Source organism: Agrobacterium larrymoorei, assembly GCF_013322225.1.
In the GTDB taxonomy this organism is placed as follows: domain Bacteria; phylum Pseudomonadota; class Alphaproteobacteria; order Rhizobiales; family Rhizobiaceae; genus Agrobacterium; species Agrobacterium larrymoorei_A.
The window spans coordinates 311,696-335,093 of the sequence record NZ_JAAMFB010000016.1 but is presented as its reverse complement, the minus strand read 5'-3'; the positions used below and the strand labels follow the sequence as shown (position 1 = coordinate 335,093).

The 23,398-nt window shown below is 56.3% G+C and carries 22 protein-coding genes; 12 read left to right on the top strand and 10 right to left on the bottom strand.

The window, feature by feature from the left end:
• Positions 1-121 precede the first annotated feature (121 nt).
• Positions 122-1,225, bottom strand: coding sequence for a branched-chain amino acid ABC transporter substrate-binding protein (locus G6L28_RS10440; RefSeq protein ID WP_174063689.1), 1,104 nt, complete (start codon positions 1,223-1,225; stop codon positions 122-124).
• A 280-nt stretch (positions 1,226-1,505) separates the two neighbouring features.
• Here G6L28_RS10440 and G6L28_RS10435 point away from each other — a divergent pair, with 280 nt between their 5' ends.
• Complete coding sequence (locus tag G6L28_RS10435; protein ID WP_174063688.1) at positions 1,506-2,669, top strand: DUF3095 domain-containing protein; 1,164 nt, start codon at positions 1,506-1,508, stop codon at positions 2,667-2,669.
• A gap of 113 nt (positions 2,670-2,782) precedes the next feature.
• On the opposite strand, the gene G6L28_RS10430 is transcribed toward G6L28_RS10435, so the two are convergent.
• The 4 genes from G6L28_RS10430 to G6L28_RS10415 form a co-directional block, all read right to left on the bottom strand.
• A complete protein-coding gene (locus G6L28_RS10430; protein ID WP_174063687.1) occupies positions 2,783-3,100 on the bottom strand; it encodes an ArsR/SmtB family transcription factor in 318 nt (105 codons plus the stop codon).
• Between the two features lie 464 nt (positions 3,101-3,564).
• Complete coding sequence (choV, locus tag G6L28_RS10425; RefSeq protein WP_174063686.1) at positions 3,565-4,611, bottom strand: choline ABC transporter ATP-binding protein; 1,047 nt, start codon at positions 4,609-4,611, stop codon at positions 3,565-3,567.
• Positions 4,608-5,459, bottom strand: a complete 852-nt coding sequence (gene choW, locus G6L28_RS10420; RefSeq protein ID WP_174063685.1) for a choline ABC transporter permease subunit — start codon at positions 5,457-5,459, stop codon at positions 4,608-4,610. Before choW ends, choV begins: the two co-directional genes overlap by 4 nt.
• A gap of 90 nt (positions 5,460-5,549) precedes the next feature.
• Entirely contained in the window at positions 5,550-6,509 is a 960-nt protein-coding gene (locus G6L28_RS10415; protein ID WP_174063684.1) for a choline ABC transporter substrate-binding protein, read from the bottom strand.
• A gap of 287 nt (positions 6,510-6,796) precedes the next feature.
• Here G6L28_RS10415 and G6L28_RS10410 point away from each other — a divergent pair, with 287 nt between their 5' ends.
• The 4 genes from G6L28_RS10410 to G6L28_RS10395 all read left to right on the top strand — a co-directional run bounded on the left by G6L28_RS10410 (position 6,797) and on the right by G6L28_RS10395 (position 10,361).
• Complete coding sequence (locus tag G6L28_RS10410; protein ID WP_174063683.1) at positions 6,797-7,381, top strand: thymidine kinase; 585 nt, start codon at positions 6,797-6,799, stop codon at positions 7,379-7,381.
• 125 nt (positions 7,382-7,506) lie between these two features.
• Positions 7,507-7,956, top strand: a complete 450-nt coding sequence (locus G6L28_RS10405) for a pseudoazurin (RefSeq protein WP_174063682.1) — start codon at positions 7,507-7,509, stop codon at positions 7,954-7,956.
• Positions 7,957-8,056: 100 nt separating this feature from the next.
• Positions 8,057-9,082, top strand: a complete 1,026-nt coding sequence (locus G6L28_RS10400) for a hypothetical protein (RefSeq protein WP_174063681.1) — start codon at positions 8,057-8,059, stop codon at positions 9,080-9,082.
• A 145-nt stretch (positions 9,083-9,227) separates the two neighbouring features.
• Positions 9,228-10,361, top strand: a complete 1,134-nt coding sequence (locus G6L28_RS10395; protein WP_174063680.1) for a DUF2333 family protein — start codon at positions 9,228-9,230, stop codon at positions 10,359-10,361.
• A gap of 103 nt (positions 10,362-10,464) precedes the next feature.
• Here G6L28_RS10395 and G6L28_RS10390 read toward each other — a convergent pair whose 3' ends face one another.
• Together G6L28_RS10390 and G6L28_RS10385 are read right to left on the bottom strand one after the other, a co-directional pair.
• On the bottom strand, positions 10,465-11,181 hold the full coding sequence (locus G6L28_RS10390; protein WP_174063679.1) for a helix-turn-helix transcriptional regulator: 717 nt from the start codon (positions 11,179-11,181) through the stop codon (positions 10,465-10,467).
• A gap of 219 nt (positions 11,182-11,400) precedes the next feature.
• Complete coding sequence (locus G6L28_RS10385; RefSeq protein WP_174063678.1) at positions 11,401-11,913, bottom strand: TIGR00645 family protein; 513 nt, start codon at positions 11,911-11,913, stop codon at positions 11,401-11,403.
• 424 nt (positions 11,914-12,337) lie between these two features.
• Between G6L28_RS10385 and G6L28_RS10380 the strand changes: the two genes are divergently transcribed.
• Entirely contained in the window at positions 12,338-14,629 is a 2,292-nt protein-coding gene (locus G6L28_RS10380) for a TonB-dependent hemoglobin/transferrin/lactoferrin family receptor (protein WP_174063677.1), read from the top strand.
• A 53-nt stretch (positions 14,630-14,682) separates the two neighbouring features.
• Here G6L28_RS10380 and G6L28_RS10375 read toward each other — a convergent pair whose 3' ends face one another.
• Positions 14,683-15,603 carry an extensin family protein gene (locus G6L28_RS10375; protein WP_174063676.1) on the bottom strand — a complete coding sequence of 307 codons (921 nt, stop codon included), beginning with the start codon at positions 15,601-15,603 and terminating at the stop codon, positions 14,683-14,685.
• 384 nt (positions 15,604-15,987) lie between these two features.
• Here G6L28_RS10375 and G6L28_RS10370 point away from each other — a divergent pair, with 384 nt between their 5' ends.
• The 6 genes from G6L28_RS10370 to queF all read left to right on the top strand — a co-directional run bounded on the left by G6L28_RS10370 (position 15,988) and on the right by queF (position 21,791).
• On the top strand, positions 15,988-18,177 hold the full coding sequence (locus G6L28_RS10370) for an anthranilate synthase (protein ID WP_174063675.1): 2,190 nt from the start codon (positions 15,988-15,990) through the stop codon (positions 18,175-18,177).
• A 58-nt stretch (positions 18,178-18,235) separates the two neighbouring features.
• Positions 18,236-18,952, top strand: coding sequence for a TIGR02117 family protein (locus G6L28_RS10365; protein ID WP_174063674.1), 717 nt, complete (start codon positions 18,236-18,238; stop codon positions 18,950-18,952).
• Between the two features lie 106 nt (positions 18,953-19,058).
• Positions 19,059-19,691, top strand: coding sequence for a LysE family translocator (locus tag G6L28_RS10360; RefSeq protein ID WP_174063673.1), 633 nt, complete (start codon positions 19,059-19,061; stop codon positions 19,689-19,691).
• A gap of 91 nt (positions 19,692-19,782) precedes the next feature.
• Entirely contained in the window at positions 19,783-20,178 is a 396-nt protein-coding gene (locus G6L28_RS10355; RefSeq protein ID WP_174063672.1) for a hypothetical protein, read from the top strand.
• A gap of 227 nt (positions 20,179-20,405) precedes the next feature.
• Positions 20,406-21,323: a cation diffusion facilitator family transporter gene (locus G6L28_RS10350; RefSeq protein ID WP_174063671.1), complete on the top strand. Its 918-nt coding sequence runs from the start codon at positions 20,406-20,408 to the stop codon at positions 21,321-21,323.
• 3 nt (positions 21,324-21,326) lie between these two features.
• Complete coding sequence (queF, locus tag G6L28_RS10345; RefSeq protein WP_027677315.1) at positions 21,327-21,791, top strand: preQ(1) synthase; 465 nt, start codon at positions 21,327-21,329, stop codon at positions 21,789-21,791.
• Between the two features lie 16 nt (positions 21,792-21,807).
• Here the strand turns inward: queF and G6L28_RS10340 are convergent, their stop codons facing one another.
• Together G6L28_RS10340 and G6L28_RS10335 are read right to left on the bottom strand one after the other, a co-directional pair.
• A complete protein-coding gene (locus tag G6L28_RS10340) occupies positions 21,808-22,566 on the bottom strand; it encodes a DUF2076 domain-containing protein (RefSeq protein WP_174063670.1) in 759 nt (252 codons plus the stop codon).
• A gap of 154 nt (positions 22,567-22,720) precedes the next feature.
• A complete protein-coding gene (locus G6L28_RS10335; RefSeq protein ID WP_174063669.1) occupies positions 22,721-23,311 on the bottom strand; it encodes a HupE/UreJ family protein in 591 nt (196 codons plus the stop codon).
• Between the last annotated feature and the right edge of the window lie 87 nt (positions 23,312-23,398).

The following is a 23,398-nucleotide window of genomic DNA, read 5'->3' as shown; positions in this document are numbered from 1 at the left end:
CCCCATTCAAGTGTTCTATTGAAAATCAATAAAGCCAGACCTGTTATGCGCTTGTCCAGCATGTAAAAAACAAAGCCGGGCGTGGTGGTCACGCCCGGCTTCAATAAGTTTGCAGAGTGGCTTACTCGGCAACGATCTTGCCGTTTTCCCACTTGTAGAGTGCGAAAGCCTGCGAGCTAAGGTCGCCGGTCTCGCCGTATGTCAGGTTGCCAATCGCAGTCTTGACCGGCTCACCGGACTTGAGCGCGGTGGCAACCGCTTCGGAATCCTCTGCGGAACCGGCCTTTTCGATGCCAGCCTTCAGCACTTCGACAGCCGCATAAGCGTTTAGCGTGAAAGCTTCAGCCGGGATGTTGGCTGCTTTCAGCGCGTCGGCGGCAGCCTTGGAGTCTGCGCTCTTGGTAGCGTCTGACGCGTTGGTGAAGATCGTGCCGGTGGAGGCATTGCCGCCGATGTTGGTGAATTCCGAATTGGACAGGCCATCACCGCCGATAACGGTGGCCTTTGCGCCAACATCGTTCAATTGACGGACCAGCAAGCCGGCTTCCGGGTGGTAGCCGCCAAAATACACGACATCCGCGCCTTCGGCCTTCAGGCGCGTGGTCAGCGCGCTCAGATCCTTTTCGCCCGGCGTCAGCGCATCGTAAAACACTTCGGTGACGCCGCCATCGTTGAGCGTTTTCTTGAAGGCGTCTGCAAGACCTTTGCCGTAGGCACCCTTGTCGTGAATGATCGCAATCTTGCGGTCCTTCAGCTGGGCCAGAACGAACTTCGCAGCCACTTCGGCCTGCTGGTCGTCACGTCCGCAGGTGCGCAGGACATTGGTGAGCCCGCGTGCGGTGAGGTCCGGTGCGGTTGCCGTCGGTGTCACCATCAGCACGCCGTTTTCGGCAAAAACGTCAGAGGCAGGAATGGCAACGCCCGAAGTCACAGGGCCAACGACGAAGCGTACGCCTTCGGCAACCAGCTGGTTGGCGGCGGAAACACCCTGCTTCGGCTCGCCGCCGTCATCCGCCAGCTTCAGCACGATCTGCTCGCCCAGAATGCCGCCATTCTTGTTGATGACGTCGACTGCGGTCTGCGCACCGTTCTTGACCTGATCGCCGTAAGCCGCGACCGGGCCGGTCAGCGGAGCGATGAGGCCGATGACGATCTCGGCATGCGCTGCGGGCGCGAATGCAACGGATGCAGCGAGTGCCAGACCCGTAAAAATCTTGCTTTTCATGTAATCTCTCCTTGGTTGGGCTTGTAGCCCTGTTTGACGCGGTTCAGCTTTTCCATCCTGCTGGCGCAAGGGGCCGGTCCGTCAGGCAAAGGAGCTTCGTTCCATCTTTGAATTACGAATCCCCCTTCCGGTCTTACTCGTGTCAGCCACGAGCGCAAGCGGTGTTTGATCCAAATTGCCCGAGGAAGCGTAAAACCTGTGTGATGCGCACGATGCTACAAAATTTCGTAACGTACCGCTTGGGCTGGCTTTTTTGTCTGCGCGGGAGGATATTGTCCCCATGCAATCTACCGACGACGTGTTTCTCGCCGATCTGCCAGTTTTCGCACATTTCGAAGATGTCGCAGACCCTATGCTTTATCGCCCCCTGCCAGAAGGCTGGGCGCTGGCGCTCGCCGATATAGTGGATTCGACCGGCGCAATAGGGCAGGGGCGATACAAGGCGGTCAATATGGCGGGCGCAGGCGTCATATCCGGGCTGCTCAACGCCATGGGTCGGCATGATCTGCCATTCGCATTCGGCGGGGATGGTGCTGCCGTCGCCATCCCACCGGCGTCTGTCGAGACCGCGCGCAATGCCCTGTCGAAACTCCAGAGTTGGGTATCGGACGATATCGGGCTGACACTGCGGGCCGCCATCGTTCCACTGGCCGATATTCGCCGGAATGGTTTCGATGTCCGCGTGGCACGCTTCCAGGCCAGCGAGGACGTTTCCTATGCCATGTTTTCCGGTGGCGGAAATCACTGGGCGGAAAACGAAATGAAGGCGGGCAACTATCTCGTCGATCCCGCAGCGAAGGGTGCTCGACCTGACCTGACCGGTTTGTCCTGCCGCTGGAACCCGATTGCCGCCAGCAATGGCAAGGTCGTGTCCATCATCGCCCTGCCGCGGCTGGATGGGGATATGGCAGCATTTCGAACGCTCGTCATGGATATCGTCAATATTGCCAGCGAAGCAGCTCGCGATGGTCACCCCGTTCCAGAAGATGGGCCTCCGCTCGGCTTCATTCGTGAAGGTCTGGTTATAGAGGCAATGGCGCTTTCAGCGTATCGGGATCGTATTTCGCAGTTCAAAAAGGCGTGTTGGGTTTTCCTCCAGACTGTTCTCATTGCGGTGCTTTACTGGCTGCGAAAGCCGGTCGGTCGCTTCGATCCCATACAGTACAAGAGATCCGTTGCAAGCAATACGGATTTTCGGAAGTTTGAAGACGGGCTGAAGATGACGGTGGACGTCGATGCCATTCAACTCGGTAAAGTAAGATCGCGTCTGGAATCCGCTGCGCGTGACGGGGTCTGCTATTACGGTGTGCACGAGCAGGATTCGGCGTTGATGACCTGTATCGTTCCATCACCGCTATCGCGGGATCACATGCATTTCGTGGACGGCGCGGATGGCGGATACGCGCAGGCTGCGGCCAATCTCAAGGCGCAGATCGACGGGTAGTTAGCGCTTTGGGCTATTATCACGTTAAAGCCGCGCGCCAGATAGCGCACGGCTTTAAACTCAAGGGCGGCATCATCGCTTTAAAAAAAGCGATTAACAGTTATGTCGTTATATCAGGCCGCAGACTTGGCGCTTGCCGTCTCGCAATAAATGCCTTCAAGCGTCGCCAAAATTTTCTTCACCGATTCAGAGGTGCTGGAATAATAGATGGTCTGCGCGTCGCGGCGCGTCTTGACCAGACGCTGTGCGCGCAGCTTGGAGAGGTGCTGCGACAGGGCGGACTGGCTTAGGCCAACCTGGGTAGCAAGAACGCCAACCGGAACCTCACCTTCGACAAGGCTGCAAAGGATCATTAGCCGCTTCGGATTGGCCATTGCGGAAAGAAGTCCCGCCGCCGCCGTCGACTGTTCTGAGAGAGATTGCGTGGTCATATTCCCTATTCTCCTGCGTAAAGCCCGCCCCAGAGCTATCGTTTTTGAAGCAAAATATTTTATGAGTGAAGTGTACCAACTCTGGAAGGTGATTGTATATACCTAAATCTAGGGTAAAGGCTACGCTTTATTAGCATGTATCGAAATGCGCGTAAGTTGAGCGGTCTAGCTGTCAGACGGGTATGATATTTCGTATCGCTGAAATATAAACGATTAAACTACGTTGATGTTTGCGCCTCTCTCGTCTTCGAAGGTATTTTTTTTCAGCTAGTTCGAATGTTCCTCAATTCGAATTATCTGCTGTTATTTTAAGCGATACCCAATTTCTCGCACAGGCCCCGTTGAGCGATAAATAATTCGGCATGCTTTAAGCCTCGTAAATCTGACGAATACCCCAGACCAAACGATGGGTGCGAGCGCCTGTTTCAGCAAGAAAATGCCCCGGAATTTCCGGGGCAATCTTATCATTTTGTGCGGTGTCGGGTCAGTCCGCGAACGATGTCGTCGGACGAAACAGTGCCGACGACTGCGCCTTTCTCGACAATGCCGATCGCGCCTGGCTGCTTTGCCATGGCGTCCAGAATGTCCACCAGTGGGGATTCAGGTCGGGCGGTGGCAGCAATGGAAAGGCTGCCATTTTGGGCGGTTACGCCGCGCTGCATTACATCGGCTGCCGTCAGGACTGAAATCGGGTTCATGTTCTGCACGAAATCGGAAACATACTGATTGGAAGGGTTCTTGACGATCTCCTGCGGTGTGCCGCATTGGATGATCCGTCCCCCTTCCATCATGGCGATACGGTTGCCAATGCGAAACGCTTCGTCCAGATCGTGGCTGACGAAGAGGATCGTCTTTTTCAGCCTGCTCTGGAATTCCAGCAGTTCATCCTGAAGCCTGCTGCGGATGAGAGGGTCGAGCGCGGAGAACGGTTCGTCCATCAGAAGAATGGGGGCGCCTGTTGCAAAGGCACGCGCGAGGCCCACGCGTTGCTGCATGCCACCCGATAACTCGCCGACCTTGCGGTTGGCCCAGTCGGAAAGGTTGACCAGCTCCAGTTGCTCGGTCACCCGCTTCTTGCGCTCCGCGTCCGGTACGCCGGAAAGCTCAAGCCCAAAGCCGACATTGTCGGCTACATTGCGCCATGGCAGCAGCCCGAATTGCTGGAACACCATGGAAACCGTGTGTGTGCGCAAATCACGCAGAACCTTGGAAGATGCCCGGTAAGGATCGACATATCCACCCGGCGTCTTCACGCTGACCTTGCCGCGAACGACGGGCGCCAGTCGATTGACTGCGCGAAGGAGGGTCGATTTTCCCGATCCCGACAGTCCCATCAGCACAAGGATTTCGCCCTCCTTGACCGTAAGCGAGGCATCGGCAACGCCCAGAACCAGACCGGTCTGCGCATTGATTTCCGCCCGTGTCCTGCCCGCATCGACGAGCGGTAGGGCCTGCGAGGGGTTGTCGCCGAAAATGATGTCGATGTTTTCGAAGATGATTGCGTCACTCATACTTCATCCTCCGATCCGGGCAGGCGGAACAGACGATCCAGAATGATCGCCACGATGACGATGCAAAGGCCGGCTTCGAAACCCATTGCGATATTGACCGTGTTCAAGGCGCGCACTACCGGCACGCCAAGTCCATTTGCTCCCACCAAAGCGGATATAACCACCATGGACAGTGAAAGCATGATTGTCTGTGTCAGGCCCGCCATGATCTGCGGTGTCGCGAAGGGCAGCTCCACCTTTCGCAATACCTGCGAGGGTGTTGCACCAAAGGCGACCGCCGCTTCCACGAGGGCCGGGGGCGTTGAGATGATGCCAAGCCGCGTTAGCCGGATTGGCGCGGCGATGGCAAATATGACGGTAGCGATGAGACCGGGTACCATGCCGAGGCCGAAGAGAACCAGCGCCGGGATAAGATAAACGAAGGTCGGGATGGTCTGCATCAGATCGAGTACTGGGCGCATGATGCCGTATACCCATTTGCGTCTGGCTGCGAGGATACCCAGCGGAATTCCGATGACCATGCAGACCGTCGTTGCTGCGATGACCAGTGCCAGCGTTTCCGTCGTCGCCTTCCAGTATCCAAGGTTGATGATGAGCAGAAGGCCGAGCGCCGTGAAGATCGGCATCCCTATCGAGCGTCTCGTCCAGCCCGAAAGACCAGTCAGGATGGCGATGATGATGAATGGATGCGGCGCTTGCAGCAAATAGAGTATCGCGTCGATGACGCTTGAAAAAATAAGGGCTAACCAATCGAAGAAAAATGCCAGATTTCCGGTAAGCCAGTCGATTGCTTCCTTGGCATATCGACCGACCGGTAAACGATTTTGAGATGCGCTGAGCCATTCCACGGTAAGATTTTGCCTTTCGTGAACGGGTTCATGTTGTCGGCTTCCGAGGAGTAACCTTCGGAAGCCGGGCGAAACTTCAAATGACCGGCTTTAAAGCCCGATGTTCTTTTTCGCAGCGGCAAGCGCGTCCTCGCTGCCGTCCCTGGTCTTGACGCCTGCGAGCCATGGCTCGATTGCAGTCGGGTTCGCTTTCAGCCATTCCGTGGCTGCCGCTTCGCCTTCCATGCCGTCGTTCAGGATCTTGCCCATGATCTCGTTTTCCATGGGCAGCGTGAATTGAAGGTTTTTCAGGAACGTGCCGACATTGGCGCATTCATTCAGATAACCGGCTCGAACATTGGTGTAGATCGTCGCGCCGCCCAGGTTGGGACCAAACACATCGTCACCGCCGGTCAGATAGGTCAGCTTGAAATTGCTGTTCATCGGGTGCGGTTCCCAGCCGAGGAAGACGATGGGATCGCCAGATTTGTCCGCACGCGCAACCTGGGCCAGCATGCCCTGCTCGGAGGATTCCACGACCTGGAAATCCTTAAGGCCGAAGGTGTCTTTCTCTACCATGCCGAGGATCAGACGGTTGCCGTCATTACCGGGCTCGATGCCGTAAATTTTGCCGTCGAGTTTGTCGCTATGGGCAGCGATATCCTTGAAATCCTTGATGCCGAGCTCAGCACCCTTGCTGTTGGTGGCCAAAGTGTATTTGGCACCCGTCAGGTTCTCACGCACGGTCTCCACGGATTTGTCATCCCGGTAGGGCTTGAGGTCGCCCTCCATTGTCGGCATCCAGTTGCCGAGAAAGACGTCGATGTCCTTGTTCTTCAGCGAGGTGTAGGTAACCGGAACAGACAGGATTTTCACATCCGTCTGATAGCCCAGGCTCTTGAGTATAACGGATGCTGTCGCGGTCGTTGCGGTGATGTCGGTCCAGCCAACGTCCGAGAAGCGGACCGTGCTGCAGCTTTCAACTTCTGCGGCCATTGCGCCGGTCGAGAAGAGTGTCATTGCAGAAACTGCTGCGGCGAGTGCCAGACAGCGACGATGATGTGCAAGCATTGTGCTTACTCCCTTTTTTGTGTTCCCGAAGTCATGGCCGCAATCTGGCTTTTTTCGGACGCGAAATAAACCCGTCGCTATGACTCTGCCATTATGAATAGCCTCCGCACATAATCAACTCACGCGTATTTGCGTGCGCTGCAGCAATTTTTGCGACACCAACGCAAGAAATCGGCGGTTGGTTCAATCAGGCGGGAACCGCAGGAAAGCTGTGTTTTTCTTGATTGCGGACTTCCCTCCGCAGCTTCCACCCTGCAAAAGACCGTGGATAAGTTTCGGAGGGCATGATGGCCAAGCTCTATTTCAATTATTCGTCGATGAACGCTGGCAAGTCCACGATGCTGCTGCAGGCATCCTATAATTATCAGGAACGCGGAATGCGCACCCTGATTTACACGGCAGCCTTCGATAATCGGGCTGGAACCGGCAAGGTTGCCTCGCGCATCGGCCTGTCTTCCGATGCGCTTGTCTTCGATGAGACCACGGATATCTTCGCGGACGTGCAGTGCCTGCACGGGCAGGAGCCCGTCGCCTGCGTTTTCGTTGATGAGGCGAATTTCCTTTCGGAACATCATGTCTGGCAATTGGCCCGCATCGCGGACGATCTCGGCATTCCGGTTATGACCTATGGCCTGCGCACGGATTTCCAGGGCAAGCTTTTTCCCGCATCCCGGGAGCTTCTGGCCATCGCCGATGAATTGCGGGAAATCCGTACCATCTGCCATTGCGGCCGCAAGGCGACTATGGTGGCACGGTTCGATGAGACTGGAAAGGCCGTGCGTGAAGGCGCGCAGATCGATGTCGGCGGTAATGAAAAATATATTTCCTTCTGTCGCCGCCATTGGTTGGAGACAGTAAACGGCGACACATGATGTCGTTGCGGTACAGATTGCCGCACCTGTCTTTCGGTTGATTTCGGTCAAGGAGCAGCTTGGCATCAGGGCGTAGCACGGTTGGCGAAAGGCCGCGTTATGCGGTCGAAATCAGGAGCAGGCCAATGCGCGACAACGTTCTTAATTTTCTCACCAGTGCAGTCGTTGCCGGATTTTTCACGTTTCCAGCAACTGCTGCGGAAATTGAAGTCAAGATGCTCAACAAGGGTTCGGATGGGCAGGCGATGGTATTTGAGCCCGCTGTCATTAAGGCGAACCCTGGCGACATCATTACTTTCGTTCCTGTGGACAAGGGCCATGATGCCGCAACGATAAAGGATCTCATCCCCGAGGGCGTCCAGGAGACCAAAGGGAAAATGAACGAGGCGCTGCGCATCACGGTGGAAAAGGAAGGTGCCTATGTGTTCAAATGCACGCCGCATTTCGGCATGGGGATGGTTGCTCTCGTCGTCGTCGGTGATGCTCCCGCCAATCTGGAGATGGTAAAAACAGCCAAAATGCCTAAGAAGGCGCGCGAGCGACTCAATGCGGAGCTTGCCAAACTGACGAACTGAGTGTTTCGATCTCCCGTATCCCACAAGAGCGTTTCCCTTCACGCGGAAACGCTTTAGTCCGTCATCGACACAGACCTGTGTGAGTCGGGAGATCAATCTCATGGTGAAGCCGCAATCCATCGGCAGCGATATTGACAGGGCGCAGACCATGAATGCGGCCCTGCTGACCGGGCAGCTCGGGTTCCTGCAGTTGCTCGAAGTCCTGGCACCCGATCAAGTTGCAAAGGCCGATGCCCTGCCGGAACCGGATCGCGCCGCGTTAGAAACCCTTCAACGGCAAGCTCTGGAGGCGGAAGCCACACTTGCCGATATTGTTCACAGACTTTCGCAACGGATCGGTCGGCTTTACGAGGCTTTCGGTTCGATCAACGAAACCACGCGCTATGAACGTTTCCTGTTTTTCTTTTTGAAGCGAAGGAACGACAAGCGTCATGCCGTGCGCACCAAGGAGCGGGCTCTTTCCGTCCAATTGGCCGACGTTCTTCTCCAGTGTGACCGGGCCAGCGTCATTGCCGCTGAAACCAAATCTCATAGCGCTGATTTCTTGAGCCGCTGCGAGGCTGTTGCCGTTTCTCTCATGCAAGTCAGAACGAAGCTGAACGTATCTGTGGAAGATGCGCGCCATGCTTTGAAGGAAACGAACGCATCATTGGCTACGACGCAGTGGAAAGCGGGTAATACGACGGATGAGTTGCGCTCGAAGGCGCTGCTTGCAGAACGGGACGGCCTTTCGCTTGCTCTTGAAAAAGGGGAGTTAGAGTATGGTGAGGCTCGCGGCCGGTTGGACACTCTTGACCGGCAAATCCAGTTATCCCACGATTTCACCGCACTGATTAGCCAGTGCCTGTCAGGCTACAGTCTGCTTTTTAAGATGCTGACATGCGAGATGGAGCGGGCCATACAATTGCATTCTGCGATCTCCGGGTCTTTGGACAGCTTGATCGGTAAGCCGGGTGGCCCGTCTGCTATGGCATCTCCACATCTCTCGGGTTTGTTGGGGCTACACGGTACCCATAGCATCTCCATGGATGAACTGGAGCGACGGAAAGTCCACGCCGACGAAGCGTTTTACGCCCGTTATCGGCTGGAAAAGGATCAGGTCGTCGGTCGGTCAGGCGATGCCTAAGGACCGTTGCGCAGGGACGCGGCCGGGCATTGTGAAAAATAGCCGTTGAAACAAAGCTTATAAAACGTATAGCCCGTCCTTTGCATCATCCGACTTGCGCACTATGTGATGGCTCTGTGGATTTTTGATGAGGAGAGCCAAAGGCATGCTTGAACCGGTCAATGCGTTTTTCAGGCGTGCGTTCGCCGCTATGGTCTGGCCTTTCCGCGCATCGCGCGGCTGGTATGCCGAACGAAACCTCATCATCAAGGTTCCAATAGCCATAGTTGTGATACTACTTGTCGGGCTCTACGGCAATTTCATCTGGCAAACGCAGGTATGGACAGGTTTCAATCCGGATTATGTCGATGACTACAAGCTGTCGGAGCGCACGGTTGGAGCAGGGCAGGAACTGGCCTCAGCCCCAACGGCGGCTGCGGAGGTGGGTTCGGTAGCAACGGCGACGCCATCGACGGCGGCCGCTCGCACATGCCAAAATTCGGCTATCGTTGATGTGTCCGCAGGGCTGATCGATTTTAACGTCGATCAGAATGCATGGATTTCCTCGATGCTGCTCTACAAGATGGGTCTGTTCGGCATGGATTGGGACAGCACGCCATTTCTCGACAACAAGGCGTCCTTCCAGCGCGGCGTCAATCAGGCCATTCGCAGAACGGCAGTCGAGCTTGTCGATACGCTAGGCCGCGTGCGTGGCACGTCGGGCATCAATAACGATTTGCAGAATGCGCGCGGCAATCTGCAGTACGACGAATATTCCTGGTATTTCGGCATCAGCCCTTTCGGACCGAAGACGCCTACGCCCAGCTACTACCGGTCGGCAGCAGAAAGCCTGCGGAAATTCAATGCCAGCCTTGTCCAGTGCACATCCGTCTTCGATACGCGGGCAGATAACCTCATCCAATTCATCGACCGCATTGCCAACGATATCGGCGGGACCTCGGCCATCCTGCGGGAGCGTTCGGAAAACTACAATGGCGGCTGGTTCGACACCCGTGCGGACGATCGCTTCTGGTTCGCCTACGGTCAGCTTTACGGCTACTACGGAATTCTATCTGCAGCTGGCGCGGATTTTTCTCAAGTCATCCGTGAACGCAATGTAACCAGCCTGTGGAACGACACGCTGGCACAGACGCGCGCCGCCTTGCGAATTCAGCCGTTCATGATCTCAAACGGGGATGAGAGCGGCTGGATCATGCCATCTCACCTGGCAACCATGGGCTTCTACGTTTTAAGGGTACGCTCAAACCTCGTGGAACTTCGCTCGGTACTGGACCGATAAGAAGACGGTTTTTGCACCTGAACGCCCGGACTGTTTCCGGGCGTTTGTTGGCGGTTCTAAACTTTGCCTACGCTTTGTCTGACGAGAAATAACGGTCAGCCTGTCAGTTTATCAGCTTGTAGCGGATAGCCTTCGCCACCAGCTGCGTGCGGTTGACACAGTCCAGCTTCTTGATGGCGTTGTTGAGATAGGCGTTGATGGTGTGGTCTGAAAGGTTGAGAATCTGGCCGATTTCGGCGGAAGTCTTGCCATGGGACGTCCATCTGACGACTTCGAGTTCGCGCTTCGTCAACGCCTTTGGGACAATGAGTTCAGCCCGGCGCATCTTGTCGTAAACGTCGAACGCATGAAGCGCTACCATGCCCAGTTCGTTCAGGACGATCTGGCAAGGCGGCGGGCAATCGCCATCGAAACTCAGTATATAACGGTCGCCAGAAAGCGAACTGACCGGCACAAGCACACCGTTGACGATGCCGAAGCGACGCATCAACTGCTGCATTTGTTCAGGGCAGGATTGCATGCTTATATCGTCGTTCAACGACCAGCAGTGAGGCACCAAGGATGAACAGATCTTGGCCTCGACCGGGCATTGCCGCACGTCTCGAAACTGATCGAACTCCCGGAGAAAGCGCATCGGCATCGTCGTTTCGATACGACTACTTGAATTCAGCTCGTCCCACACCTGCGGAACGCGAAACAGGGTGGCATGGCTGAAGCCGAATTTCTTCGCCACATTCTGCAATGCCTGAAGCCACCGAGGACGGCTATCCGCCGCTGAAATTTCCTCGATTAGCAACGACTGACGCTCGATTGTGGCCATTGATATTTCGTTCGTGAGAATGTTGATATGTTAATGGTAAGGAATATACGAATCTGGTCGAATTTCCACCTTTTTTTCCGATATTCCTACGACTTGGTTACTTTAATTTTTCCCCAATGCTAACAATGGTTTACTTCGGTTGTTTTCCCGTCTTTGCCGCCCAATCGACGGTTTGCAGCCCGCGTTACTGTCTGTTTCCGCTTCCTAGGGCAGAGGCGTTCAGCTCTTGTCCTGCGGTTTAGGCTTGGCCATGAGCTTTTCCAGGAAGCCTAACATCACGGCGGAAACGACAAAGGCGAGGTGAATGATAGTGAACCACATCAGTTTGCTGTCGCTATACTGATTGGCATTCAGGAAGATCTGGAGCAGGTGGATAGAAGAGATGGCAACAATGGAGGAGGCCACCTTGATCTTGAGACTTCCCGCGTCCAGCTTGCCGATGAAAGACACTTCGTCCTGGCCTTCGTCAAAACGGCTGACGAAATTCTCGTAGCCGGAGATCATCACCATGACGATCAGGCTTGCCACAAGAGCCGCATCGATCAGCGCCAGCATCGCCAATATCATCTCGGCATCGCTGTAGGTGAAAACGTTCTGTGCGATTTTCAGGAATTTGAAGCCGAAGGACAGCGCATAAACGGCGAGGGCCGCGACCAGCCCGAGGTAGAACACCACAAGGAGCCAGCGGCTGGACAGAATAATGCGCTCTACAAGCAGTTCAAGGGACTTCATGGATCGTTCCGAATGATGTTGACGGGTGCAAACATGATGCGTGGCCTGATCTAGGCCATGAACCCTCAGCCTTCAAGTGGGTCAGAATGGTCTTGCCGTGGGAAATCTCTGCCTGTGTAAAGGCAAAAGAAAACAGCATTTAGCAAGATGCATTTCCAACGGGCATTGAAAAGCGAGTGTCGCCACATGTATGAGCGCCAACGTTGGTCGACCCAATCTGCGACTGTCACTTTTTTGCCACGCATGATTTCGCTACTAAATATGAATGGTAAAATCATATTTTATTAGTTGACACAGATACTCATGTTTCTTAGTTCTGCATCAACGGCGGGGCCGTAAAATTTCAGGGCATTACCGGGCCTCGGAACGTCAGCGACATCATTGCCGCTGCGCGCTTTCGTGCGCTCGTCTTCAGGGGGTTACAATGACGATCACACGCTCCAAATCCACCTTGCTGGTCTGCACCGCGATGACGCTGCTCGCCGCGCATTCGGCAGCCGTCGCGCAGGACGCGGCCCCACAACAGAACGGCGCCATCGTCCTTGAGCGGATCATCGTCAAGGGCAAGCGCGCTGGCACCGGCAATGCAGCGGCAAATGCAGTATCTGACACACCTCTCGCCAGCACGACCACGGCTGACAATATTCGTAAGAAGGAAATCAACAACGCTCGCGATCTCGGCAACACCAGTGAACCGGGCGTCGATTTCATAGAAGCCAAGCCGGGCAAGCCGGGCGGCCTTTTCATTCGAGGTCTGGGCGGCGCGCGCGTCACGACGCTGATCGATAATATTCCGGTTCCTTTCTTTGAGAATTTCGCACGCGCTACCATCGCGACGACTGGTATGAGCGATACCAATAACAGCTACGATTTTTCTTCGCTGTCGCAGGTCGATGTCGTACGCGGTGCCGATTCAAGTCGCATCGGAGCGGGAGCGCTGGGTGGTGCGCTGGTTCTGCGGACGCTCGAGCCTGAAGACCTCATTGAGGACGGTCGTGATTGGGGTGGCGTTGCGAAGCTGACATACGATAGTGAAGATCGCAGCTTTGGTGGATCGGTTGCTGTCGCAAAGAAAATCGAAAATACCTCTGTCCTTTTTCAGGGCGGTTACAAGAAAGGTCATGAGCGTGACAGCAGGGGCTCTGTCAATGTTCTTGGCATAAATCGCACCGAACCGAACCCAAGCGATTACGATCAGTACAATCTTTTGTTCAAGATCCGTCAGGATTTGGAAGGTGGGCATCGTATCGGGCTAACGGCTGAACGCTTCAATCTAGACAGCACGACGGATTTGAAGACGGTTCAGGGACTCATACCGAACCCGCCCGCGCCTCCGTCAAACTTCACCCCTGGAAACTATTGGGGCTACGATGACACAAGGCGAGAGCGCGTATCGCTCGATTATAGCTACGAAGCCGACACCACCGATGGCTTGATCGATGCTGCGGATTTCGCGCTTTACTGGCAACGTCTTCAAAAGAGCGCGGGATCTTACGGCACGCGCGGTATACCGCCAGCAGCGCTGACGCCCTATTCCCGCGATAACGATCTGGAGGAGAGCTCAATTGGCATTACCGGTAACACGCTTACTGAATTCAGTACGGGCACTTTCAACCACGAAGTTCGATTTGGTGGAAGTTTGCAGTTCTCCGAGACGGAACAGTTCCTGCGCGTTGTTCCTGTAACGACCGTGGTTTCCCAATCGGATATGCCGGATGTGGACGGAAAGCGCCTTGGGCTTTATCTCGATGACCGGATTTCATTCGCGGATACGGGTTTTGCGCTAACGCCTGGCGTGCGTCTGGACTGGTACGACTATAGTCCCAAAGAATCTGCGGCATTCAGAAACAACACCGGTTTCCCGGTTTTCGGCCTTCCTGAGGGCCAGGATGGCATTCGTCTCTCACCCAAGCTGCTTGCGACCTACCAGTTGACTCCAGAAGTCGAATTGTTCGGTCAATGGTCCATGGCGTACAGACCGCCGACCATCAACGAACTCTACATCGATTTTCGTAATGGTGCAGCCTATGCCAACCTGGGTAATCCAAACCTAAAGCCAGAGACGGCGCAGGGCTTCGAAATCGGTGCCAACTACTCCAGCAACGATCTCAACGGAAAGCTGACAGTATTTCATAACCGATATTCGAACTTCATCGATACGATCAGCCAACCGGGCAGCGGTATTCCGGGCGAACCAGCGCAGATATTTACCTGGCGTAACCGTAACAGTGTCGAAATTTCTGGTGTTGAAGTCAGCGCGCGTCAGGACTTTGCGAACGGTTTCTTCCTGCACGGCTCGCTTGCCTACTCCTACGGCAAAGATACAGATACCAACGAGTTCATCCGTACCGTCGCGCCCTTCAAGTCTATTCTGGGTGTCGGATACGAGCAGGAGCAATGGGGTCTTGATATGACCACCATCCTTTCCGGCGGAATGAGAAAGGACGGGCTTGCAACAACCGTCACTGGCGCAACCTATGAATCCTTCGATGCTCCCGGCTACGGCATTGTCAACCTCACCGGCTGGTGGGAACCGGAACAGACGAAGGGTCTTCGTATCCAGGCAGGCATCTACAATGTCTTCGACAAAACCTACTGGAATGCCGTGGGTGTAAGAGATGTCAGCACCAGTGCGACATCAACCACAAACCAGCCCGTCGCCTTCTACTCCGAACCAGGCCGCACATTCAAAATCTCCCTGACGCAGAAGTTCTGATCAGAACTCAACAACATAAAAGGCGGGGCCATTATGCTCCGCCTTTTTCTATTTTATCGGCAATACAAATACCCACCCTTGCGCTCCAGCACATCCAGATGCAGGTGGTCCTGATGGGTCGCGTCGCTTCCGGGGGAAAGAACGGTGCGGAAGAATAGGCAGGCGGCGGTGGTGATCGTGCGTTGGAATGCGCCTTCCATAGTACCGTCTTCGTGGCGCGGTTTCATCACCAGCGGTTCGCCCGTGTCGAATGTCATGGTGGCGATGTCGACAGCGTTGCCCTTGGCGTGTTCGGAAATCTTGCCGGTTTCGGCGCTGTTACGGTTGCGGCAGATATAGGTGGAGGCCTGGCCGAAGGCTGTCACCTGCCTGTCCGGCATGGCGATCTTCGCAGTCGGAACCACCACGTTTTTCGCCCAGCGGGAAAGCGCCAGCGCCGCCTCGCAGCGCATCGTGCCCTTCGGCTCCAGCTTGATGCCGGGAATGACGACGGAGAGTTCGAGCGGGGAGGCGATGCCGCATCCCTCTTCCTCGCCCTTGATGGCGTCGATCTGCTTAAACTCCGCACCAAGCTCCTTCAACTCACTCAGACACGCCTTCAGTTCTTCCGGGTTCTCTTCCTTAACAGGCTCAGGCGCAGGTTCTTCCGCCTTTTTTTCTTCTGCCGGTTTCACCTCTTCGGGTTTCGCTTCGACGGGGTTTTCTGCGGAAGGCTTTTTCTCATTAGGCTTGGCTTCATCGGCCGGTGCTGCATCCGGCTTCGCTGGCACCTCCGGCTTTTCCTCGGGCTTCGGAACGGTGTTTTCCGCAGGCGGAGGAGGGGGCGTTTCCCGGCTCTGCTTATCGCTCTCCGGTTTGGTGGCGGGCGCTTCCTGAACCTGCGGCTTTTCCTGTGGAACCGGCACATCTTTCGGCGGTTCGGAAGCGGCGATCAGCAGCATGGATGCTGCCAGCATGAGAAATCGGTAAGCCATCAAGATTGGTCGCTCCCTGTTTGCGCCGCAGCCACAACGCATCAATGCGCCATCGGGTTCAAATCCCGCCTTAAATCCCGCTTGCCAAGCCGCCCTCTTGCCGCTAACAATTCTGCCCATGAACACAGTGTCGAAGAACATTGCTAACTGGTGGTGGGTCAGCTAACGCGGCCTCGACCAGTCATGTTTACAAGACAAGTCCAAGCCGCCCGAAATCTCAGGCGGCTTTTTTGTTGTTATGCCGCCTGTCATCATCGGGTTTAGAGCATTTCCAGCAAAAGTGCGTAGCGGTTTTGCGTGCGGATAATGCGTTAGAACAAAAACTAAGAGCGTTTTCGCGTTTCGAAGAAATGCGGTAAGACTCTAAAAACGGGAACTGCGAGAATGGTAACGATTATTCATGATGACGGGTCCGAGACCTACGAAACCAAAGGCGGCATCAAGGTCACCCGCCAGCGCCGCGCGGCAGACTACGCAGGCGCTATCGACTCTTACGTCGAAGGGCTGGATTCCCGCCGCGGTGCCGTCTTCTCCTCCAATTATGAATATCCAGGCCGCTATACCCGCTGGGATACTGCCATCATCGATCCACCGCTCGGCATTTCCTCGTTTGGCCGCAACATGTGGATCGAGGCCTATAATGGCCGTGGCGAAGTGCTGCTCTCCTTCATTGCGGAAAAGCTGAAGGAAACGCCGGACCTCACGCTCGGCGCATCCACCGCTCGCCGTCTTGATCTCCTCGTTAACGAGCCCGACCGCGTTTTCACCGAGGAAGAGCGCTCAAAAATCCCGACCGTCTTCACAGCACTTCGCGCGGTGGTCGATCTCTTCTATTCCAGCGCGGATTCCGCCATCGGTCTCTTCGGTGCCTTCGGTTACGATCTGGCCTTCCAGTTCGATGCCATCAAGCTATCCCTTCAGCGTCCGGAAGACCAGCGCGATATGGTTCTCTTCCTGCCGGATGAAATTCTGGTGGTGGACCATTATTCCGCCAAGGCCTGGGTGGATCGATATGATTTCGAAAAGGCTGGCGTCACCACCCACGGCAAGGCGGAAGACATCGCGCCGGAGCCGTTCGTGAAGACGGACACCATTCCGCCGCGCGGCGATCACCACCCCGGCGAATATGCCGAACTCGTCACCAAAGCGAAGGAAAGCTTCCGTCGTGGCGATCTCTTCGAGGTCGTGCCCGGCCAGAAGTTCATGGAGCGTTGCGACAGCAATCCCTCGGCCATTTCCCGCCGCCTGAAGGCTATCAATCCATCGCCTTATTCCTTCTTCATCAACCTCGGCCATCAGGAATATCTGGTCGGGGCATCCCCGGAAATGTTCGTGCGCGTCTCCGGTCGCCGCATCGAAACCTGCCCGATTTCCGGCACCATCAAGCGCGGTGACGATCCGATTGCCGACAGCGAACAGATCCTCAAGCTGTTGAATTCCAAGAAGGACGAGTCCGAACTCACCATGTGTTCGGATGTGGACCGTAACGACAAGAGCCGCGTGTGCGAACCCGGTTCGGTGAAAGTCATCGGTCGCCGCCAGATCGAGATGTATTCGCGCCTCATCCACACGGTGGACCACATCGAAGGCCGCCTGCGCGATGATATGGATGCCTTCGACGGCTTCCTCAGCCACGCATGGGCTGTTACCGTCACAGGTGCGCCAAAGCTGTGGGCCATGCGCTTCATCGAAAGCCATGAAAAGAGCCCGCGCGCATGGTATGGTGGCGCCATCGGCATGGTTGGCTTCAATGGCGATATGAACACCGGCCTGACGCTTCGTACCATCCGCATCAAGGATGGCATTGCGGAAGTGCGGGCAGGGGCCACGCTGCTCAACGATTCCAACCCGCAGGAAGAAGAAGCGGAAACCGAACTGAAGGCATCGGCCATGATTTCAGCCATTCGCGATGCGAAAGCCCAGAACTCCACCGCAACCAAGCGGGATGCGGCAAAAGTCGGAACCGGCGTGAAAATCCTGCTGGTGGATCACGAAGACAGCTTCGTCCACACGCTGGCAAACTACTTCCGCCAGACGGGCGCGACCGTCTCCACCGTGCGCTCACCCGTTGCGGCAGAAATCTTCGACCGCTTTCAGCCCGATCTCGTCGTTCTCTCGCCCGGCCCCGGCAACCCCGGTGATTTCGATTGCAGGGCCACCATCAAGGCCGCCCGTGCGCGCGATCTCCCCATTTTCGGCGTCTGCCTCGGCCTTCAGGCACTGGCGGAAGCTTACGGCGGTGAGCTGCGCCAGCTCGCCATCCCCATGCACGGCAAACCCTCGCGCATCCGCGTGCTGGAACCCGGCCTCGTCTTCTCCGGCCTCGGCAAAGAAGTCACCGTCGGCCGCTACCACTCCATCTTCGCCGACCCGGCAACCCTCCACCGCGATTTCATCATCACGGCAGAAAGCGAAGACGGCACCATCATGGGCATCGAACACGCCAAAGAACCCGTCGCCGCCGTCCAGTTCCACCCCGAATCCATCATGACGCTCGGCGGCGATGCCGGTATGCGGATGATCGAGAACGTGGTGACGCATCTGGTAAAGAAGGCGAAGACGAAAGCGGCTTAAGACCAGTCACGATCAACGGCGGCGTTTCGATACGGCGCCATTCTTCCAAGCTTTGGTGATGCTGGTGAAATTCTTCAAATACCTTCGCGTCGCCCTGGCTCTTGTCTTCGGGAGCCTCGCACTCGGTACCCTTGTGCCAAGGCCGCTTACGGGCAAGACCTCTGATCCCACGGTAGAGAACCCCCGCCGCATTCTGGTCCTCAGCAATCCCATCCACACCGATATCGCCTTGCCGGTGGACGCGGAACTGCTGTCGCGCTTTGCGTTTCTTCGGCAAGGCCATCTTGAAATCGATTATCCCGGCTTTCGCTATCTGGTCTTCGGCTGGGGCGGTCGCGCGTTCTACACGCAAACACCAACATGGTCTGATCTCAAGCCGCTTCCATTGCTCAAGGGCGTAACCATCGACAATTCGGTCATGCATATCGCACTTGCCGGAGATATCCCGCTGTCGGATACCAGCGTGACCGCAGTCGATCTGTCGGATGAGGGATACGCAAAACTGCTCGATTTCACTCTCGCCAGCTTCACCCGATCGCAGGGAAAGCAGATACCGCTGATCGGGCAATCCTATGGAAGGGATGACGCTTTCTTCGAAGCGGAAGGTTATTTCAACGCGTTGATGGGCTGCAACACCTGGACCGCCGCCGCCCTTCGCCATGCAGGCGTTAAGACCGGATGGTGGACGCCTCTGCCCCCACTTCTCACAGCGTCGATGCGTCTGCATAATAGCGAGACGGTCATTCCCGCCGATGTCGTCTCGCCCTTGAGATAGAAGGTAAATGTATTCCGTCCGATAGTTCGGCCTCGCCCGAATTGACACCACCCCACCGCTCGGATGACATAGGCTCCGAAACCTCATCTCGAAGAAAGCCAGCCGGATGCTAGACCTCCACCAGCTACTTATCGTCTACATTGCCTATATCATCGCGGTCGCAAGTCCCGGTCCCAGCAACATGACCATTATGGGTGTTGCGATGAGTCAGGGCAGGGCACCGGCGATCATTCTCGCGCTCGGGGTCATGACCGGCTCGCTGTGCTGGGCCACTGTGGCTGCAACCGGCCTATCCGCCGTCCTTGCCACTTTTGCCAACGCGCTCTTCGTTATCAAAATTGCCGGTGGCTTCTACCTTCTTTATCTGGCCTATAAATCCGCCCGTTCGGCCTTCGCGAAAGCACCACAGGCAGAACCCGGCGCGCTCGCCACCAGCCGCGCAGATTACATCAAGCTCTACCGTCGTGGCCTGCTGCTGCACCTCACCAACCCCAAAGCCGTCCTCGGCTGGCTCGCCATCATGTCGCTCGGCCTCAAGCCCGGCGCTGGCCCCGCCACGCTTGCCGCCATCATCGGCGGCTGCGCCATGCTCGGCCTCATCATCTTCTGCGGCTATGCGCTGTTATTCTCCACCGCACCCGCCATCCGCATCTATCAAAAGGCCAAGCGCTATATCGAGGTGACGCTTGCGCTTTTCTTCGGCTTTGCGGGCATCAAGCTGCTACTAAGTAAGGTGTAATTGGTTGTATTTTTTTATATAAAATTTAAAGTTGATTAAGGGTTTGTTTACTGTAAGTATGCCTTTGCCAATAAAGCTAAAGGGGGCAAATATGGCTACACAAGTCGGTGAAATGTGGATGGGGCATGACGCAGGCTATCGCACCAACCATAAAGAGAATCATGAAGTTCGCATCCCGGTATCGAGCCTGACGCCTGGAATAGGCCAAGTTCAGCCCGTATTCAAAAATGCTGGAGGCGGCGACACTTCAAACCTAGCCCCAGGCGATATACCACCGGGAATAATTATCGAATGCGAGGGTACGGAAGGCAGCGGCAGAGGATGGGCGGTAGTAAAGCCTTATAATGGAGTGCCGATCTTGTCCGCCACGGATTTTGACGAAAACTTTAAGCCCGGTACGCTCGTATTTACGCTTGGGCTTTATTTGCATTTTAATGATCCTACGGCACCCGGAGGGCACGTGAGAGTTAAAGTTTACGCTGCCTAATTAAGACGTCCTCCATGGTGAATGCCTTCTCGAGCGAGTAGTAATACGCAGTTTGAAGTTGATAGGCGCTTTGTTTTTTGCTTTGCGGAGCGGGGCTTGACCCCGCGCCCACTTTAAATCATAGAACGCTCAAACAGCGAACCGCCTGCACGAACCCTCGTGCGGGCGGTTCGTGCGTTTTGGGGTCCATTTCTGCAATTCATTCGCATCCGCACGGGGGTCTAGTCATGAACGCTGAAGGTAACGCTCTCGTCAGGAAGCTGGCTTTCTGGGGCATTCCGTTTTCACTTGCGATCCTTGGCCTGAAGCTTCTGGCATGGTGGGTCACGGGGTCTGTTGCGCTGCTGTCCGATGGTCTGGAATCGACCGTCAATGTCGTTGCGGCCTTCATCGCCTATTTCGTCATTCGTTACGCGCAGAAGCCTGCCGATGACGATCATCAGTTTGGCCACCACAAGGCGGAATATATCTCCGCCGTTCTGGAAGGCGTGCTGATCGTCGTTGCGGCGCTGTTGATCGTGAAGGAAGCCTATGCCGGGCTGTTTGAGCCGCGCCTGCCGGAAGCGCCGGTGCTGGGTCTGGCGATTAACGGTTTAGCGGGCGCTCTCAACGCCATCTGGGCGACGATCCTCATCCGGGTCGGCAGGAAGCATGCCTCGCCTGCGCTGACCGCCGATGGCCAGCACATCATGTCGGATGTGGTTACTTCTGGCGGCGTTCTCATCGGTCTCGTGCTGGCGATTTTCACCGGCTATGCCATTCTCGATCCCGTTCTCGCGATCCTCGTTGCCATCAACATTCTCGTCCAGGGCTCGAAAGTCATTCTGCATTCCCTCGGCGGTTTGATGGATAAGGCCGTGGAGCCGGAGGAGGATGAGGCGATCAGGCAGGCGATTTCCGAGAATTCCGCTTGCGTTCTCAACGTGCATGATCTGAAGACCCGCCGCGCCGGTGCCGCCGCCTTCATCGATTTTCACGTCGTGGTTCCGGCCTCGATGTCGGTCGGTAAAGCGCATGAGATTTGCGACCGCCTTGAAGATGCCATAAGGGAGGCCATACCGGGCGCCACGATTGGCATCCATGTGGAGCCTGAAAGTGAAGTGGCGCACGGCGTCAAGGTAGATGTTATCGAAGCAGGAGTTTGAACCATGTCAGTGACGGATGTCTCCGGCCTGTCGCAGCTGGGCGCGCAGGTTGCGTCGCCTGAAAATCCGGAAAGCGCTGTTCTGGAAAAAGTGCCGAACGGTAATGCCGGAACGGATTACGTGGTGCGCTTCACCGCGCCGGAATTCACCTCGCTCTGCCCCATGACGGGCCAGCCGGATTTCGCCCATATCGTGATCGACTACATCCCGGGTGATTTTCTGGTGGAATCCAAGTCGCTGAAGCTGTTCCTGCATTCCTTCCGCAACCATGGCGCTTTCCATGAGGATTGCTCGGTTTATATCGCCAAGCGCCTTGTCGAACTGCTTGCACCAAAATGGCTGCGCATCGGCGCTTACTGGTATCCGCGCGGCGGCATTCCAATCGATGTCTTCTGGCAGACCGGGCCAGCGCCCGAAGGCGTCTGGCTGCCGGATCAAGGCGTGGCGACCTATCGCGGTCGCGGCTGATTGATATCGAGTTGGTTCAGACGAAGGAATCTCCATCGCCTGAATCGAAATCCGTATCGTCGTTGCTGTCGTCATAATCCGCCTGTTGCAGATTATCGTTGTTGTCGGCGGCATCCTGCTGCGGGCGGTCATCATCATTGTAGTAGTTGTTGATGACCGTCTCTTCCACCGGCGCATTGCCGGTTCCCGCGCCGCCAAGGCCACCCCAGCCGGAAGACGCAACGTGGTTGGAGAAGATACCGCTCAGCGAGTTGGCCAGCAGCATACCACCGGCAACACCCGCCGCCGTACCCAGCGCACCCTGCAAAAAGCCGCCGCCACCGCCACCCATGCGGTTGAACGCGGACGTCTGTGGCTGCTGTGTCCACGGGCCGCTCGGCTGCTGTTGAGGCTCGGGGTTGCGGCCCCATGGCCCCGCTGTCTGGCCTGCGGTATCATTGCGATATGTTGGAGTAGGGGCCGCCGGAGCAGGTGGCTGCGATTGGTTGTTCCCGAAAATCGAACTCAGGAAGCCGCCCTGTTGCGCCTGCTGTGGCGCGGATGTACCTGCTTCAAACTGGTGGACGCGCTCTTCCAGCTGGCGAATATGCGCCGCTGCCGCTTCCAACCCTTTTTCCTGCACGATCACGGCTTGCGCGAGGTAGTAAGGTGAAGCTGGTTGGTCGCGCACGGCCTGCGAAATCAGCGTTTCCGCTTCCGGGTCGCGCGGCGTGGATGATGCGGTCTTCACCCTGTCGAACAGGGACTTGAGAAGTTGGGTTTCTTCTGGTGACATCGCTTGCCTCCTTGGTGTGCAGATCCCGTACAACAGAGCGTCTTTTGTGCGCCCTGAAGGACGCACGGCGCTCTGGAAACGCACACCAAGGATTTAGAGTTCAATTCCGGTTTTTAAAAGCCCCGGAAACCTTACATTTCAGTAAGGTGACACCTCATCCGCCAAAGGCCAGCGAAAGGCCTGCAAGAGCCGTTACCGCGCCTGCAATGCGCGCAGCAATCGCGCCAAAGCGCGAGATGCCGAGACCAAGCCCAATGCCCGCCAGATGCAGCAGCGCGGTGGAGATCATGAAGCCGAGGCCGAACTGAAGCGCGCCTGCACTTCCCAGCTCGCCGCCATGGGCATGGCCGTGGAACAGCGCGAAAATGCCGACGATAGCCGCCGCTGCAGAGGTCGGCAGTTTCGCAGCCACCGCCACCAGCAGGCCAAGCCCGATGACCGAGGCTAAGATTGCAGGCTCAACGAATGGCAGGTCGACGCCATAGACCGCCATGAAGAAACCGAGCGCCATTGTGCCGACGAATGCAGCAGGCACGGCCCACAGCGCGCTTCTGCGGCCATCGGTGGTGGAGATTTGCGATGCCCACAGGCCAACGGCAACCATTGCCAGAATGTGGTCCGCGCCGAAAACCGGGTGCGAGATGCCAGCCATGAACGAGCCGTGTTCCGCCGGGTTCAGGTGCGCGAAAGCGGGCAAAGTGGTTGCGGCAAGGCCAGCCGCTGCAAGTGAAAGTCTTTTGAGCATCGTTCCCTCTTTGATTCTTCAAGCGTCGGGTCTGCGGCTCTTGGGGCTGCCTTCAGACTCTGCTTCGCGGACGATAACGCAGTTATG